12 protein-coding genes are annotated in these 16307 nt (G+C 71.6%); 4 read left to right on the forward strand and 8 right to left on the reverse strand.

Annotated features, from left to right (window positions below; genetic code table 11):
- Nucleotides 1–286 precede the first annotated feature (286 nt).
- Both AWQ71_RS21840 and AWQ71_RS21845 read right to left on the reverse strand, forming a co-directional pair.
- Nucleotides 287–2029 (reverse strand): glycosyl hydrolase family 18 protein, encoded by a 1743-nt coding sequence (locus AWQ71_RS21840; RefSeq protein WP_067136084.1) that lies wholly within the window; start codon nucleotides 2027–2029, stop codon nucleotides 287–289.
- Nucleotides 2030–2320: 291 nt separating this feature from the next.
- Nucleotides 2321–2779, reverse strand: a complete 459-nt coding sequence (locus AWQ71_RS21845) for a GNAT family N-acetyltransferase (RefSeq protein ID WP_174550746.1) — start codon at nucleotides 2777–2779, stop codon at nucleotides 2321–2323.
- A 130-nt stretch (nucleotides 2780–2909) separates the two neighbouring features.
- On the opposite strand from AWQ71_RS21845, the gene AWQ71_RS21850 reads away from it, so the two are divergent.
- Nucleotides 2910–3932, forward strand: a complete 1023-nt coding sequence (locus AWQ71_RS21850) for an asparaginase (protein ID WP_067136786.1) — start codon at nucleotides 2910–2912, stop codon at nucleotides 3930–3932.
- A 48-nt stretch (nucleotides 3933–3980) separates the two neighbouring features.
- Nucleotides 3981–4862, forward strand: a complete 882-nt coding sequence (locus AWQ71_RS21855) for a polysaccharide deacetylase family protein (RefSeq protein ID WP_067136085.1) — start codon at nucleotides 3981–3983, stop codon at nucleotides 4860–4862.
- A 194-nt stretch (nucleotides 4863–5056) separates the two neighbouring features.
- Here the strand turns inward: AWQ71_RS21855 and AWQ71_RS21860 are convergent, their stop codons facing one another.
- Both AWQ71_RS21860 and AWQ71_RS21865 read right to left on the reverse strand, forming a co-directional pair.
- Nucleotides 5057–6631, reverse strand: a complete 1575-nt coding sequence (locus AWQ71_RS21860) for a glycosyl hydrolase family 18 protein (RefSeq protein WP_067136086.1) — start codon at nucleotides 6629–6631, stop codon at nucleotides 5057–5059.
- Nucleotides 6632–6931: 300 nt separating this feature from the next.
- Nucleotides 6932–7702 carry a nucleotidyltransferase domain-containing protein gene (locus AWQ71_RS21865; RefSeq protein ID WP_067136087.1) on the reverse strand — a complete coding sequence of 257 codons (771 nt, stop codon included), beginning with the start codon at nucleotides 7700–7702 and terminating at the stop codon, nucleotides 6932–6934.
- A gap of 269 nt (nucleotides 7703–7971) precedes the next feature.
- On the opposite strand from AWQ71_RS21865, the gene AWQ71_RS21870 reads away from it, so the two are divergent.
- The gene (locus AWQ71_RS21870) at nucleotides 7972–10272 is read left to right on the forward strand and encodes an MMPL family transporter (protein WP_067136088.1); all 2301 of its coding nucleotides are present in this window, start codon (nucleotides 7972–7974) and stop codon (nucleotides 10270–10272) included.
- A gap of 18 nt (nucleotides 10273–10290) precedes the next feature.
- Here AWQ71_RS21870 and AWQ71_RS21875 read toward each other — a convergent pair whose 3' ends face one another.
- Together AWQ71_RS21875 and AWQ71_RS21880 are read right to left on the reverse strand one after the other, a co-directional pair.
- Complete coding sequence (locus AWQ71_RS21875; protein WP_218001899.1) at nucleotides 10291–12558, reverse strand: polyprenyl synthetase family protein; 2268 nt, start codon at nucleotides 12556–12558, stop codon at nucleotides 10291–10293.
- A gap of 144 nt (nucleotides 12559–12702) precedes the next feature.
- A complete protein-coding gene (locus AWQ71_RS21880; RefSeq protein ID WP_067136090.1) occupies nucleotides 12703–13725 on the reverse strand; it encodes a DNA polymerase IV in 1023 nt (340 codons plus the stop codon).
- A 169-nt stretch (nucleotides 13726–13894) separates the two neighbouring features.
- Here AWQ71_RS21880 and AWQ71_RS21885 point away from each other — a divergent pair, with 169 nt between their 5' ends.
- Entirely contained in the window at nucleotides 13895–14554 is a 660-nt protein-coding gene (locus AWQ71_RS21885) for a class I SAM-dependent methyltransferase (protein WP_245658406.1), read from the forward strand.
- Nucleotides 14555–14577: 23 nt separating this feature from the next.
- On the opposite strand, the gene AWQ71_RS21890 is transcribed toward AWQ71_RS21885, so the two are convergent.
- A complete protein-coding gene (locus AWQ71_RS21890) occupies nucleotides 14578–15492 on the reverse strand; it encodes an LLM class flavin-dependent oxidoreductase (RefSeq protein WP_067136093.1) in 915 nt (304 codons plus the stop codon).
- 90 nt (nucleotides 15493–15582) lie between these two features.
- The gene (locus AWQ71_RS21895) at nucleotides 15583–16254 is read right to left on the reverse strand and encodes an FAD-dependent oxidoreductase (RefSeq protein WP_218001900.1); all 672 of its coding nucleotides are present in this window, start codon (nucleotides 16252–16254) and stop codon (nucleotides 15583–15585) included.
- Between the last annotated feature and the right edge of the window lie 53 nt (nucleotides 16255–16307).

Consider the following 16307-nt stretch of genomic DNA (forward strand, 5'->3'; position numbering starts at 1 on the left):
TCCTCGCGGTCGTTTCTCGAGTCGGTCGTACGGCCGGGTCGGGGCTCGTGGGGAAGCCCATATGGAGGCCGTCCGGGGTGGTCGTTGGGGCGGCAGCCTAACAGCGAGGGCCGTCAAAACCGCGTGCTCGCCGTTTCCCCTCGCGCCCGTTTCCCCCTCGCGCCCGTCTCCTCCTGTGTCCGCCGCACGCGTGAGGCCGCCGCACCCCGCGGGGTACGGCGGCCTCGACGTAGGACCGGCCGGGAGATGTGGACCGGCCGGGAGATGTGGACCGGCCGGGAAACGGTCAGGTGATGGAGAAGTCGTCCGCGTAGACGTCGCCCTGGCCGTACCAGCCGTTGACGTAGACGGTCACCGTGCCGGACGCGCCGGTGGTGAAGGGCACGGACAGCTCCTTCCAGCCGCTCGACGACGTCCAGGTGCTCCCGGTGGCGCCGCCGGAGACGCCGACGAAGGCGTAGTTCCCCTGCACCCAGGCCTTGAGCGTGTAGCTGTGGTTGGGCGTGAGCGTCACCGACTGCGTGCACTGCCCGTTCTGGCTCCCGCTGGGCGAGACCCGCAGCGCGTACGCGCCGGAGTGGACCGGGGAGCCGGCGACCGCACTGCCGTTCTGGCAGGTCCACGGATTGAGCGCGCCCGACTCGAAGCCGGGGTTGCCCATCGTTTCGCCGCCCGGTCCGTTGATCTTCAAGGTGTAGGTCGCGATGTGGCTGCCCGCGGGCGAGGTGCCGGTGACAGTGATCGGATAGCTGCCGGGTTGCGCCGCCGAGGTGGTGGCCAGCGTCAGCGTCGAGCTGCCGCCGGTCGTGACCGAGGCCGGGCTGAGGGTCGCGGTCACCCCGGAGGGCGCGCCGGTCGCGGTCAGCGTGACCGTCTGCGCGTTCCCGCCGGTCAGCGTGGTGCTGACGGTCGCGGTAGCGGTGGCGCCGGGATCGACGGAGCCGGACGCCGGTGAGACGGCGAGCGAGAAGTCGTCACCCGGTGGCTGGCCGTCGCCGGAGAACGGCGCGAACGTCTGGCTGAAGTACCAGGTGCTCTGCGCGATGCCCGAGCAACTGTCGGAGCCGCCGACGCCGGGGCAGCCTCCGTTGTCCCGCTGGAGTGCCCAGAACGAGATCATGGCGAGGCCCTTGGACGTCGCCCAGTTGAGTACGGGCGCCGCGTCCGCGGTGGTGAACGTCTCGGCGGGGCCGTAGTCGTCGATGCCGATCATCTCGATGACGCCGATCATGTTCCAGATCTGCGCCGACGTCTTGTCCGGATACAGCGTCGCGAGCTGGTCGTGCAGCCCGGTCGTCGCGGTCTGGGTGTCGTTCGCCATGTTGTGGTTCGCGCCGTCGTAGTAGTCGAACGTCATGATGTTGACGATGTCGACCTTGGCGTTGTTGGTCTTGGCGTTCCGCAGCACGGCCAGGCCGCTGTCGGCGAGGCCGTGCGTGGTCGTCGGCAGCGTGTAGGAGAACTCGATCGTCTTCCCGTTGGCCGCGGCCCAGTCCTGGGTCAGCTTGATCGCCTTGTTGCGGCGGTCTATCCCGGCGCTGTTGGTCAGCGAATTGTCCTCGATGTCGAGATCGATCCGGGTGGCGCCGTAGGTGTTGATCACGCTCTGGAAGACGGCGGCGATCGAGTCGACGTTCGTGCAGCTGTCGGCGATCTCGGTGCCGGTGTTGGTGGCGGTGTAGCCGCCGAAGGACGGGATGACGTCGCCGCCCGCGTTCCGGATCTTGGTGATGGACGCGCCGAAGGTCGAGGCCGCGATCGGCATGTCGGTGTCGCCGTTCCAGTAGGCCGTGCACGACCCGCGGGTCGCGGCCTGGAGGAACGCCATGGTCAGGTGCTTGGCCCCGGACTGCTGGGAGAGCGTGGCCGGGTCCTCGCCCGTCCACGCCTCGAAGTATGGGGCGAACACGTGCGGGGGCAGGGCGGCCGTTGCCTGCGCGGTGGCGGGCTGGGTCGCGGTGAGGGTGAGCGTCGCGGCGGCGGTGGCGAACAGCGCCAGCGTCGCGCGCAGCAGTGTGCGTGGTCGCATGAAAGTCTCCTGCACCAGGAGCGATCGGAGCCGTCGGCGCCGATCGTGGGGGGTGGTGGTGCACCGGCTTCGTCGCCGGTGGGCTTCCTCAGCAGCGAACTGCTGGACGAGCACACGGATCCGCGTCCCTCTATCGTCGAGATCGGTAACCTATCTGTCAAGTTTCTTAACAAATAACCTCGCCAGCAGCACCGATGGCCCGGCCTGTCTGGCGGATCGGCGGCGGAGCCCGGTGTCCACCGGGCCCCTCGCCCTCGTACGGCGGAGGCCGGGCCGGGCGGCGGCGCGAGATCACATCCGGTCCAGCACGAACATGATGTGCTCGTTCTCGTCGTGCATGATCGTGCCGGACGACCAGAAGCCGCACTTCTCCAGCAGGCGCACCGAGCCCGTGTTCCCCTTGTAGGGGTCCGCGTACAGCGGGCGGACCTGCTCCAGCTCCAGGAAGAGCGTCAGGGCCGCGGTACCGATGCCGCGGCCCCAGAACGGGCGGCCGAAGACGTACCCGATGAAGCGCCGGTCCCCCTCCCACCAGGCCCCGAGGTTGCCCGCCGTCTCGCCGTTCACGGTGACCGTGCGGGTCAGGTTGGTGGGGTCGCCCAGGACCCTGGTGCGCCAGTGGGTCATGAACCTCTCCCGCTCGCGGGGCGGGAACTTCGACCGCCGCACCGTCTCGGGGTCGTGCTCGTGCTCGAAGAACAGCTCCAGGTCGGCTTCTTCGACGGCTCTCAGCCGCACGTCGTCGGTCATTGGGCGAGTCTGGCAGTAGGCACCGACAATTCCGCGCCGGGCCCGGAGGCGGGGCCTGTCATGCTCGCCCCGTCCCTGGGTAGGGGCCGACCACGCGCCGTAAACCGCGTCGGCAATGGGGGGCTCCGGCATGACCAGGGACGACGGCCTCGACGGCGGGCTCGGCGACGTGCCCGCGGCCGTCGCGCGCGTCGTTGTGATCGCGACCGGCGGGACCATCGCCTCAAGCAGCGACCCCGGAGGCGCGGCGGTGGCGCGCCGGACCGTGGCGCAGCTCCTCGGCGCCGCCGGCTACGGAGACGTCGAGGTCGAAGGGCGCGATCTGCTCAACCTCGGCTCCTACCTCCTCGGCCATCGGGAGCTGCGCGTCATCGCCGAGGCCGTGATGGCCGAGCTGGCCCGCGACGAGGTGACCGGCGTCGTGGTGAGCCACGGCACCGACACCATGGAGGAGACCGCGTTCCTCCTGGACCTCGTTCACGACAGCGGCAAACCCGTCGTCCTCACCGGCGCGCAGCGGGCGGCGGACCAGCCCGACAGCGACGGGCCGCGCAACCTCCGGGAGGCGGTCGCCGTCGCCGCGTCCCCCGAGACGCGCGGGTGCGGCGCGCTCATCTCGTTCGCCGGGCGGATCTTCTCCCCCCGGCGTACCCGCAAGCATCACACTGTCGCGGCCGAGCCGTACCGGACCGCGGACGGCGGGCCCATCGGGCGGATCGGCGCGTCCGGGGTCGTGATCACGGCGCTGCCGGTACGCCCGGCGCCGCTCATCCGGCCAGGTCCGCGCTTCGACGGCACCCGGGTGGACATCGTGACCGTCCACCCCGGGGCCGACGCGGCGCTCGCGCGAGCCGCCGTCCGCGCCGGCGCCCAGGCGGTCGTGCTCGCCGGGACCGGCGTCGGCAACGCCAACCACGCCCTGCTGGAGTGGGTGTCCGAGGCGGTGGCGGCGGGAACCGTCGTCGGGCTGTCCACCCGGGTGGCCGAGGGGCCGGTCGTGCCCGTGTACGGCAACGCCGGAGGGGCGGACCTGGTGCGCGCCGGCGCGCTCAGCATGGGCGCGCTGCCCCTCTACCACGCGAGGCTGCTGCTGGCGCTGCTCATCTCCGAGGGCGTCGCCGTCACCGGGCGGACCCTCGCGCCCTACGTCTGACCCCTGTCACATCACGTCCGTGAACGAAGCCGGGAGAGAGGACGCGCCGTGGCCAAGGAGATCTTCGTGGCGTTCGGGATCGACGTCGACGCCGTCGGCGGCTGGCTCGGCTCCTACGGGGGCGAGGACTCGCCGGACGACATCTCGCGCGGCGTCTTCGCCGGGGAGGTGGGCGTTCCCCGGCTCAACGCCCTGCTGGAGAAGTACGGCCTGCCGGCGACCTGGTTCTGGCCCGGCCACTCCATCGAGACCTTTCCCGAGCAGTTCGACCAGGTCGTGGCCGCCGGGCACGAGATCGGCCTGCACGGATACAGCCACGAGAACCCGATCGCGATGAACCGCGAGCAGGAGTCCGCGGTCCTCGACCACTGCGTCGAGCTCATCGAGAGGCGCGCCGGCCGGCGCCCCACCGGATATGTCGCCCCATGGTGGGAGTTCTCGCCGATCACCAACGAGCTGCTCATCGAACGCGGCATCACGTACGACCACTCGCTCATGCACCGCGACTTCGAGCCCTACTACGTCCGGGTCGGGGACACCTGGACGAAGATCGACTACGCCGAGGACGCCCGCGCGTGGATGAAACCGCTCGTGCGCGGGCAGGAGACCGACCTCGTCGAGATCCCGGCGAGCTGGCACCTCGACGACCTGCCGCCGATGATGTTCATCAAGGCCAGCCCGAACAGCCACGGGTTCGTCAACCCTCGCGACATCGAGCAGATGTGGCGGGACCAGTTCGACTGGGTCCACCGCGAGTCGGAGTACGCCGTCTTCCCGCTGACGATCCACCCGGACGTCTCGGGCCGCCCGCATGTCCTGCTCATGCTGGAGCGCCTCATCGAGCACATCAGCGGGCACGAGGGCGTCCGGTGGGCCACATTCGACGCGATCGCGGACGACTTCCGGGCGCGCCGCCCCCGTGCGAGCTGATCGAGCACGCGCTCGCCTGTCCACGGCCCTTCGCCGAGTGCGAGCACGCCCGCGGTCAGATCGCGGCCCGGATTCCCCCCGCGAAGGGCGCGGACACCGGCGAAGCGGACGGGGCCGAGACCCTCCAGGGGTGAATGCGCGCACCCGCGACGGGGACCGCTCCCGGGCGGACGGGAGCGGCCCCCGCGTACAGGTCAGCGACCCTGCAGCGCCTTGACGTTGTCGCCGAAGGTCCAGCCCTTCGACCCGTCCCAGTTGATGGACCAGGTCATCAGGCCCTTGAGGTTGCCGCTGAAGGCGTTCCAGCTCTGGCTCACCAGCGAGGGCGCCATGTAGCCGCCACCGGCTCCGGGCTGGGCGGGCAGGCCGGGGACCTGCTTGTCGTACGGGACCCGGATGGTGGTGCCCTGAATGATGAGACCCTTGTCCAGGCAGGTGGTCTGGGCGGTGAAGCCCTGCACGGTGCCCGCGGAGTAGGAGTCGCCGGAGCAGCCGTACATGCTGCCGTTGTAGTACTGCATGTTCAGCCACCAGAGGCGGCCGTTGTCGGCGTACTTCTTGATGATCGGCAGGTACGCGCCCCAGATGGAGCCGTAGGTGACGCTGCCGCCGGTCACGTACGCCGTCTCGGGGGCCATGGTGAGGCCGAAGTTCGAGGGCATCTGGGCGAGCACGCCGTCGATGATCCGGATGAGGTTGGCCTGCGACGGCGAGAGCTGGTTGATGCTGCCGCTGCCGCTCAGACCGGTCTCGATGTCGATGTCGATGCCGTCGAAGTTGTACTGCTTGAGGATCGGCACGACGGTTGCGACGAAGCGGTCGGCGACCGTGCTGGAGCTGAGGTCGATGCCCGCGGCGGCCCCGCCGATGGACATCAGGATCGTCGCGCCGGCGGCCTTGGCCTGGCACATCTCGGCGGGGGTGGCGACCTTGACGGTGGAGTCCATGCCGTCCTCCCACAGGACGGTGCCGTCGGAGCGGATGACCGGGAACGCCGCGTTGATGACGTTGTAGCCGTGCGCCTGGATGCGTGAGTCGGTGATCGGGATCCAGCCGAGCGGCGGGTGCACGCCGTTCGACGCGCCGTCCCAGTTCTCCCAGTACCCCTGCACGACCTTGCCGGCCGGCCGGGACTTCACCGGGCACGTCGTGCCCGTGGGCGACGTCGAGGGTGAGGGCGACGGAGACGGAGACGGGGAGGCGGACGGTGAGGCCGACGGAGACGGCGACGCCGAGGGCGAGGCGGAGGGGGACGCCGAAGGAGACGCCGATGGGGACGGGCCGCCGGGGCCGTCGAAGCTCACGTCGTCGGCGTAGTAGGTGCCCTGGCCGTACCAGCCGTGCAGGTAGATGACGGCGGAGGTCTGCCCGGCCGCGGTGGTGAAGGAGACGGTGAGCTGCGTGTACGCCGACGGCGACGAGGTCCAGGTGGAGCCGCCGCCGTTCACGCCTAGGTAGACATAGCCGCCGCGGACCCAGGCGGACAGGGTGTACGCGGTGCTCGGCCGGACGGACACGGACTGGCTGCACTCGGCGGTGTCGGACGCGCTCGCCGCGCCGGCCAGCGCCTTGGCGCCGGAGTGGACCGGGGTGTCGACCACCGACCCGAGCCCGCCGGTGCAGGACCAGGGGGAGAGGGTTCCGGTCTCGAAGTCCGGATTCACGAGCAGGTTGGCCGCGCTGGCCGAGGTTTGGGTGACGAGGGCGCCCAGGGCGGCGAGCAGGAGTGCCACCGCCAGCGTCAGCAGGCGCGGTGTTCGGTTTCGCATGGGGGTCTCCCGAACCAGGAGCGATCGGAGTCGTCGCGCCGATCGAGGGGGGTGAGGGCACGGGTGAGTGGCGCGCGGCGACGTCGTCGGCGCGCTGCTGGATGGGTGAACGGATCCGCGCCTACATCGTCGGGAGCGCGTCCATCATCTGTCAAGTTTCTTAACTAATAACTCTCCTGCCAGCCAGGAAACCCGCCGAAGGTCTGCGATGGGCGCGGCGGTGTCTGGACTGAAGGCGCCCCGAGCCCGCGCGAGCGAAGCGAGCGCAAATAGACGCAGTGACGAGGGCACGAGCAGACTTCAGGCGCCCCGAGCCCGCGCGAGCGAAGCGAGCGCAAATAGAGCCGCGGCCTCGTCGATCGCCCGGGTCAGGGCCTCCGGCTCCGGCCGCAATGCCGCGACGATCGTGTCGACGTCACGCAGTCCGGCTCGGTGCAGCAGCCGCTTCTCGTTGGTCACCCACTCGCCGCGTGCGGCGAGGATCGCGTGGGCGGTCTGCGTCGCCGCGACGGCGATGGCCCCCGCGATCTCGGTGACCTGGCCGCGCTCGGCGTAGGCGGACCTGGCGTACTGGAGCGTCAGGTCCGCCCGGCCCCGCCACATCGGCGGGGCCGCCGCGCGCAGCGGCTCAGGGTAGCCGGGACGGGGCAGCGAGCCGCGGAGCACCCGGTTGACGGCCAGCTCGGCCACCACCAGATAGCTGGGGATGCCGGCCAGGTGGAACATGAGCGGCTCCCAGTGGAAGCGTCCCTGCTCCGCCTCGGTGAGCTCGTGCTCGACGACGTCGAGGTCGCGGTAGTGGACGTCCACGCGGCGGCCGTCGATGTCGAGCCACGCGCCGCCGTTGAAGACGCCCCCGCCCCAGCCGCCGATCTCGGAGACCGTGCCCTCCCAGCCGACGGCGCGCAGGTCGGCCGGGTCGAAGCCGCCGCGGTAGTAGAGGGCGAAATCCCAGTCGCTGGACGGGGTGTGGGTGCCTTGGGCGCGGGAGCCGCCCAGCGTGACGGCGCGTACGGCGGGCAGGGCGGCGAGGTGGTCGGCGACGTGGTCGAGGAATGTCTGGTCAGTCAACGAAGGCGCTCTTTCGGAAGTGGATGACAGGGACACGGTCAGACCGACGCCGGAGCATGGCTCGTACGGCGTCGGGGCGCGGGGGTGGCGCGTCGTCACTTCACGGGACCAGAGCCTACCTCCGGCCTTCGATCACGGAAATGGCCGGGCTTGCTCACCTGGGTGGTGCGGGCGTTCGCGGACGCGGTGGAAACGTCGGTCGGCATGGCTACGATCTGTGCTTGCTTGATCTCTCTTTGTGATTTCCGCTGGCCTTCCTGGAGGGGCTGATGGTGCTGTCATCCCGGGCGTCGTCCGGCGGGGCGCCGCCCGCGTCGCACGCGGACGCCCGATCGGGGCGCCGCACGGTCTGGCGGTGGCTGGGGGAGGCGGTGGCCCGCCGTCACCGGGCGGTGCTGGCCGTGTGGCTGGTGCTGCTGGCCGCCTCGGCCCTGATGGCGCCCGGTCTGCTCCAGCGGGCCGTCGCGCCCGCCGTGCGGGTGAACGGCTCGCCCTCGGTGACGGGGGCGAGCCTTCTGGAGAACGGCTTCGCCGGGCTGGGCACCGAGCAGATGCTGCTCATCTTCGCCTCGGCGACGCTGTCGAGCGGCGACGAGACATACCAGCGCGCGCTCCAGGCCGGGGTGCGCGCGGTGTCGGCCCAGCCACAGGTCGGCGGGGTGCAGCTGCTGCCTCCGGTGCGCGGCCAGGACCGGCGGCGGGCGTACGCGATCGTCGGCCTGAACGGGGACCAGGCGGCCCGCCAGGCGGCTCTGCCGCCGCTGCGCGACGCCGCCCAGCGCGCCGTACAGGAGGCGTCCGGCCCTCTCGTGGACGCGCACATCGTGAGTGAGACCGCCATGCTCGCGGAGGCCAAGCACGCCGACCTGGCCGACCTGCAACGAGCCGAGCTGGTGGCGGTCCCGGTCGCGCTGCTGGCGCTGCTGATCGGCCTGGGGGCGGCCGGCGCCGCCCTGGTGGTGCTGGCGACGGCCCTGACGGTCATGGTGACGGCCCTGGGAGTGCTCGCGGCGGCGAGCCTGCTCGGCACCGAGACGGACACTTTCATGCTGGCGGTGGCGGCGACCGTCGGGATGGGCCTCGGGCTGGACTACGCGCTGCTGATCCTCCTGCGCTACCGCCGCGCCCGTGGCATGGGGCACGAGCGAGTGCACGCCGCCGGGGTCGCCACGAGCACCGCGGGGCGGACGGCGGGCTGGTGCGCCCTGGCGGTCGCGCTGACGGCGGCGGCGCTGCTCGTGGTGCGCATGTCGATGATCCGCACGATGGCGGCGGCGGTGGGCATCGCGGCCGTGGTCGCCGCGACGGCGGCCCTGACGTTGCTGCCCGCCGCGCTGGTGGCCGCCGACCGGTGGCTGGGCTGTGTCTCGGTTCGCCGGGGGCGGCTGAGACGGTCACGTCCACGGCGCACCGCCGGGCGTCGGCGGCGCGTTCACCCCGGCCGGCCGGAACGCGACGGAGACGGCGCCGGCGGGTGGAGCCGGTGGGCGCGCCACCTGATGCGCCACCCCATCGCGTACACGCTGGCCTGCGTCGGCGTGCTCGCGGTCGCGGCGGCGCCGGCGGCCGGCCTGCGCCTGGGCTTCGACCTGGACCGCGCCTCGATCGCCCAGACTGATCTCGGGCGCGGGCTGGCGTACATGGAGGCCGACGGGGTCTCGTCCGCGCTGGCCGTGGTGCTGCCCCACCCGGCGGGAGCGCCGCCGGTCGACACCGGCGCGCTGGTCGCCGCGCTCGGCGCGGACCCGCGGGTCGCTCTGGCGGCCCCCTTGGACAACGGCCGCGACCTGACGGTCATCCTCGTCGTGGGGCGCACGCCGATCGACGATCCGGCGATCACGGCCCTGGCGCGGCGGCTCACGGATCACGACGCTCCGGCCCTGCTGCCGCCCGGCCAGCGCGTCCTGGTGACCGGGCCCAACGCGATCTTCTCCGAGCTGGTCGAGGAGAGCACCGCCCAGCTCGGCACGGTGATCGCGCTCGTGCTCGGCTGCTCGCTGGTCTTCCTGCTGGTGACCTTCCGCAGCGTCCTGCTGCCGATCAAGGCCGTCGTGATGAATCTGCTCGCCGTCACCGCGGCGTTCGGCCTGCTGACCCTGGCCACCCGCCATTTCCCGCAGATCGTCGGCCACCAGGTCAACACGCTGATCCCGCTGCTGGCCTTCACGCTGGTGTTCGGCCTCTCGATCGACTACGAGATGTTCCTCATCCACCGCATCGCCGAGCACTACCAGGTCAGCGGGGACAACACCGATGCCGTGGTCCACGGCCTGCGCCACACCGCCCGCCCCATCACCGTCGCCGCGGCCGTCATGGTCACCACGTTCGGCGCGCTGCTCACCGCGCACCGCCATGAGCTGGCCCAGCTCGGCCTGGCCATCGCCACCGCGATCACCCTGGACGCCACCGTGATCAGGTTGGCCCTGGTCCCGGCCCTGATGCGCATCCTCGGCGCGCGCAACTGGTGGCTGCCCGGCGGGCTGGCGCGGCTGCTGCCCGCGCCACGCGGCGGCCCCGGCGCCGCGCCCCGCGAGACCGCCGCCATCCCCGACCCCTCGGACGTCACGTGACAGGGAGGCGGTGGACGGTCATTCGTCGAGGTAGCGCTGGGCGGCGTAGATGCCGAGGGCGCGGATCATGACCGTGTGCCGGTTGAGGGGCAGCAGGTCCTGCAGCGGCTTCCACGCCTGGTCGATCACCTGGCGGGCGTCGGCGAGCGCCGCCGCGACGGCGCCGCAGTCCCGCAGGGCCTCGGCGACGCGGACCGCGGCGACCGGGTCGGCGCCGCCCGCGCGGACGACCTCCCAGACCTCGCGCAGCCGGGGCTGGGGCAGGCGGGCGACGGCGTGGGCCAGGGGCAGGGTGACCTTGGCCTCGCGGATGTCCTCGCCGGCGACCCGGGCGACCCGGGCGGTGGCGTCGCCGGGGGAGGCGAGCAGGCCGAGCAGGTCCGCGATGTCGTCGTTGATCTGGTAGGCGAGCCCCACGGCCTCGTAATACGCGCTGATCGCGGCGAACCGTTCGTCGTCCGCGCCGCCCAGGACCGCCCCGAACTCTCCCACTCCGCGCACCACTCCGCCGGTCTTCAGCCGGTGCGTGGTCCGCACCCTCTGCAGCACCGTGCCGGCGTCCCCCGTGGCGACGGCGGCGTCCATGGCGTCGTGGTGTCCGATGATGTCCAGCGCCTGCCCGGCGTGGCTGCGGCGCAGTCCGCCCAGGTAGGCCTCATACAGGCGCAGCCGCTGTCGCGGGTCGTCGGGCAGCAGCCTCCGGACGACCTGGTCGAAGACGAAGTAGGCGTGCGTCCCCGCGTTGATCGCGATTGCCGGGCCGAACACGGTGTGAACCGCGGGCCGTCCCCGGCGGGTCGGGGCGCTGTCCTCCACATCGTCCACGATGAGACTGGCCGTGTGCAGCAGCTCGACCAGCGCCGTCAGCTCCTGGTACGGCCGGCTGTCCACGCCCAGCATCTCCATCGCGGCGAGCGCGGCGTAGCTGCGCCAGCCCTTGCCCATGGCGTCGGCCATGTGCCGGACCGGCACGACCAGCGAGCGGTGCAGCGGGTCGGCGACGAGGTCGACGGGCCACCCCTCGTCCGGGTCCATCCCGGTCAACGCCGCGATCGCCGCAGGTTCCGGAGTGTCCGGATATACGCGGACAAGCTCGGCGTGGGTGATCTCGCGCAGCCGCTCCATGTGGCGTTCGAAGTCGCGGATGCGGGTAACCGGCAGCACCTCCAGCCATCCGCTGCCGCGGACCGGCCGGCCGTGCAGCGTGCCCTCCGCCGTGGCGCCTCCGTCCAGCTGAGAGCCCAGGCCGAAGACGACATGCCGTTCCTGCTCGGGGAAGCGGGCGCGTGCCCGCAGCGAGAGGCCCGCCTGGGGTGATTCGATCCGCCACTCGGTGGGATAGAAGTTCAGCGTCGTCATCGAGCCCCAGGACGCGGAACCTGTGAGCCGCGCCGGAGCCTCGTGGCGGGTGCCGTCCGGCGCCACGAGCACCACCGACGCGGGCCGGTCGGCCACGCCGCCGACGAGGTCCGCCGTCCGGGAGTGGACGGCCACCACCTCCCAGCCGTTGTCCAGGTGCAGTCCGGCCCACGTCCGGCTGTGGTCGATCGGCGGGTGGGCGTCGGCCTGGGGAAGCTCGGCGGCGCCGAAGGCGTGCCGGTACATCGCCTCGCCGAACATCGCTGCGTCCCGCCGTCCCGGCCGGCTCCGCGTCGCCTCGACCGCCAGACGGGGCACGACGTACGTGTAGCACGCCTCGTCCACGCTGAGCGGCGCCCCCAGCCGCACCGATTCCGTCACGGCGGGCTTGAGGGGGCGCAGCCGCAGGAGCCAGCTCTCCCGGTCGCCGCGCAGGACGATCCGGTAGGTGCCGTCGGCGTCTCCGGACAGCTCGGCGATCCCGCCGAAATCGAGACGCAGCGCACCGGCGGCGAGCCGGACCGGGCCGGGGAACACCTGGTCGGGGGCGATCGGCTGCCCGCCGGAGCAGGCCTCCCACACCGCCTCGGCCACGCTGGGGTCGCAACTTCTGGACGCGTCCAGACAGGTCAGCTCGACCGCGCCGACGTCACGCCAGGTCTCGGCGCGGTAGGTGGCGCCGTCCGCGGTGCTCCAGGAACACCCGTACGAGGTCAACGGGCTGCCGTCCGGCCTGGTGGTCCGGTGGCTCAGGAAGGTGACCAGGAGCTGGAGCTCCTCCCCGTCGTCGTCGCGCAGGTCGGCGGCGAACCGCCACGACTCCGTCCCGCAGTCGAGGTGCGGCCGGTCCTGCACCGGCGCATCGACCGGCTCGCCCGGTCCGGGCCAGCTCGCCATCCACTCCGCCGGGACCTCCCGCTCGGCCACCACAGCATGCCCCCCTTTGTCGTCACCGTTAGCGATTGATTGATCGCGAACTGTAATGATGGGGGATCTGAGACCCGTCGGCTACCTGATCGGGAGGACTAGGGGCGGGCCGGCTTCCCGTGGGCGACGGCAGTGGGCACCTCACTACTCGGGGAGCTCGGCTCTGACGCCCAGCAGCCGCACCGGCCGCCGTTCGGCGAAGCGGTCGAGCGCGGCGATCGCCGCCTCCTCGATCGCCGCCGGCTCGGCGGTCGGCGTCTCCAGGGCGTGGCCGTGGGTGTGGGTGACGAACGGCGCGTAGCGCACCTTGACCACGACGCGGACGGCGGGTCGTCGCTCGGCGGCCACGTCGCCGGCCACCCGCCGGGCCAGCCGTACCACCTCGTGCCGCACCTCGTCCCAATCGTCGAGGTCGTGCTGGAAGGTGGTCTCACGGCTGCGCGAACGCGGCACGTACGGCGTGCCGACCACCGGCGACGTGTCCTGGCCGCGCGCGAGCCGGACCAGCCACGGCCCGATCGTGGGGCCGAACCGTTCGGCGAGGACGCGCGGATCGGTGCCCGCCAGCTCGGACACGGTGCCGATCCCCAGGGCGGCGAGCCGCCGGGCGGTCTTCGGCCCCACTCCCCACAGGGCGTCCGTCGGCCGGTCGCCGAGCACGTCGAACCATGTCTCGCCGGTCAGCCGGAAGACGCCCGCGGGCTTGCCGAAGCCGGTCGCCAGTTTGGCCTGCAGCTTGTTCCGCCCGATGCCGACCGTGCAGTCGAGGTCCGTGGACTCCCGTACCCGCCGCTGAATCAGCCGGGCGGTCTCCTCGGGATCGTCGTCGACGACGCCGAGGAACGCCTCGTCCCAGCCGACCACCTCGACCACGGCCTCGAACTCCCGCAGCGTCGCCATCACCTGGGCCGACGCCGCCTCGTACGCCTCCCGGTCCACGGGCAGGAACACCGCGTCCGGGCATCGCCGCGCCGCCGTGCGCAGCGGGAGGCCGGAGTGCACGCCGTACGGACGCGCCTCGTACGAGGCCGTGCTCACCACGCCGCGCTTGGTCGGGTCCCCGTCCCCTCCGACGACCACCGGACGGCCGCGCAGCTCGGGACGGCGCAGCAACTCGACGGCGGCGACGAACTGGTCGAGGTCGACGTGCAGCACCCATCGGGCCACATTTCATTGTGTGCCCCGGCGTCCCGCCGAGCATGAGTCAGGGGCCGCGGCGACGCCGAAGGCCGAGTACGGAAAGCCGGTCGGCCGCCCCCGGTTTGGAGTAGCGTGGCCCGCCGTGACCGACTTCATCTCCCTCCCCTTCTATGACCTTTTCCATGAAAAAGGGCATGTGCCGGAGATTCAGGAGAAGCTCCCCCCGCTCCTCACGGACGTACGGCGCAGCATCCTGGAGATCGGCGCGGGGACCGGCCTGATCACCACGTCGCTGGCCGACTGGACGCCCGCCGAGATCTTCGCGCTGGAGCCCTCGACCGGCATGCGCGCGGTGCTGCTGTCCCGGCTGTGCGCGCGCCCGGAGCTGTTCGACCGGGTGACCGTGCTCCCCTGCGACGCGCTGAGCGTGGCCCTGGACGAGCCGGTCGAGGCCATGGTGATGATCAACGTGATGTACGCCCTGGAGCCGGACTACCGCAAGCGGCTCTGGCCGGTGCTGGCGGACCGGCTGGAACCCGGCGGGCTGCTGGTCTTCACCTGGCGCGACGGCGGCGCCCCGTCGGAGCGCCCCCTCAAGGAGCTGGCGTCGCGTCAGGTCGGCCGGCACACCTACACGGTCTTCTCCGAGATCCTCGAGTCGGACGGGCCGGAGGGGGAGGCGTGTAAGGCCCGCTACCTCTACCAGATCACCCAGGACGGCAGGCTGATCAGCGAGGAGGAGATCGTCGGCCACTCCTACCGTCCGGTGTGGGAGACGCTCGAAGGCGAGCTGGTCGGCGCCGGGTTCGTGCAGACCGAGGCGCCCGAGGGGCTGCTCGCCTGGCGGCTCGCCTGAAGGACCCCGCCGTGATCCGCCGCCTAGCCGTTTTCCTTCGCGATCGCTTCGCGTACGGCCGGGACGATCTCTGTGGCCCAGCGGCTGAGGGAGACGAGGTCCGGAGTCCCGCCTTCGGGTGAGAAGAGCGTGAACCCGGACGCGCGATGCTCCAGTACGGCCCCGGTCAGTTCCTCGATCCACTGGTCCACCGAACCGCCGATCCAGCGGCCTTCGCGGTTGCGGGTGGCGGACAGCGACCGGTCGGTGATGCGCCCGGGGAAATTGAAGACTGTGCGGATCTCGTGCGGATCGCGGCCCACGGCCTCCGCCGCCCGGTCGATGATCGGTCGCGAGGTCCGGTATCGGTCGCTGAGCCAATCCGCCGCGTGGCCGGGGATCCAGCCGTCGGCCACCCGGCCGGCGGCGGCCAGGGATTTCGGGCCGACCGATCCGGTCCACACGGGGGGCGCGGCCACGGGAGCGGGCTCGATCTGGTCAACCTGGTAGTGGCGGCCCTGGTAGGTGACCGGTGGTCCGCCACCCGACAGCTTCTTGACCAGGGTGATCGCTTCTTCGAAGGCGTCCACGGCATCGGCCGGCGACAGCCGTGGCACTCCCATGTCGGAGATCCGATCCCACAACCCGCCCGCGCCCATGCCCAGCACGACGCGACCGCCGGACAGCGCCGACAGCGACGTCACCATCCGCGCCAACATCGGAGCGGGCCGGGTCGGCAGGTTGGTCACGTTGGCGAAGCCCGAGATCTGCCGCGTGCGTCCAAGGATGAATCCAATGGAGGCGTAGGCGTCCAGCCGCCCGCCAATGTAGGGATGGTCCGACTGCGAGAAGAGGTCGAGCCCGTCACGGTCGGCCTGTTCGACCATGCGCAGCAGCTCCGGCCCGTCGTCGATCCTGCTGTGCGCCCCGAATCCGAAGACGACTTTCTGTACAGACAATGCTCTGCCTTTCGTTAGATGGGCCACGGTGCCAGTTAGTCCCGCTGTAGCCGGTGTGTCGGCCTTCGGCGGGCTCGTCAGGCGAGCTCTTCAGGCGGTGGGGCCGAACTGTCCGATGAAACGGCCGGTGAACAGGTCAGCGCCCTTGAACTCGGAGACCATCGACGCCGGGGCGACGAACGGGCCCTCGGGAGAGGGCAGCTGTCCGACACCGCCGTTCGGGCCGAGCGGGAGCAGGATCATGGGGTAGGGCAGGGGCTGGTAGGTGGCCGTGGGCGGCTCACCGTTCAGCTGGGCGGTGATGTTCTTGGCGACCACCTCGGCGTGCTGCATCGCGTAGCCGGCCATCTTGGCCTCCGCGACGTCGGTGATGTCGCCGACCGCGTAGACGTGGTCGTACCCCTCGACGTTGAGGAACTCGGTCACGGGCACCTGGCCCCGCGAGTTGAGAGTCGTGAGCCTGCCGTCGGCGAGGTAGCCGCTGTTGGTGCTCACCCCGTAGGCGCGGAACCAGATGTCGGCGGTGATCTCCTCGCCGTCGGTGGTGGTGACGGTGAACGCGTCGGCCTGGCCGGGTTCGGTGCTCGGCAGCGCCGCCAGGCTGGTGCCCGGGCGCACCTCGATGCCCCGGGCGTCGAGCTGGCCGTGCAGATCCTCGACCACCTCCGGCTGGAAGCCGGAGAGCAGCTTCTCGGCCGGGTCGACGATGGTCACGTGCTTGTCCGGCCAGACCTCCTTGATCTCCCCGGCTGTGCGACTCATGATTTCGCGCTCCTCAGAGAAAGTAGAGTTCGTGCCACGAACCGTTTGGGTTC

This window comes from Microtetraspora malaysiensis, assembly GCF_001528665.1.
Classification (GTDB): domain Bacteria; phylum Actinomycetota; class Actinomycetes; order Streptosporangiales; family Streptosporangiaceae; genus Microtetraspora_A; species Microtetraspora_A malaysiensis.

Coding starts and splice junctions, on each gene's coding strand:
- AWQ71_RS21840 (WP_067136084.1), bottom strand. CDS start 2,029: ATGCGACCACGCACACTGCTGCGCGCGACGCTGGCGCTGTTCGCCACC.
- AWQ71_RS21845 (WP_174550746.1), bottom strand. CDS start 2,779: ATGACCGACGACGTGCGGCTGAGAGCCGTCGAAGAAGCCGACCTGGAG.
- AWQ71_RS21850 (WP_067136786.1), top strand. CDS start 2,910: ATGACCAGGGACGACGGCCTCGACGGCGGGCTCGGCGACGTGCCCGCG.
- AWQ71_RS21860 (WP_067136086.1), bottom strand. CDS start 6,631: ATGCGAAACCGAACACCGCGCCTGCTGACGCTGGCGGTGGCACTCCTG.
- AWQ71_RS21870 (WP_067136088.1), top strand. CDS start 7,972: ATGGTGCTGTCATCCCGGGCGTCGTCCGGCGGGGCGCCGCCCGCGTCG.
- AWQ71_RS21895 (WP_218001900.1), bottom strand. CDS start 16,254: ATGAGTCGCACAGCCGGGGAGATCAAGGAGGTCTGGCCGGACAAGCAC.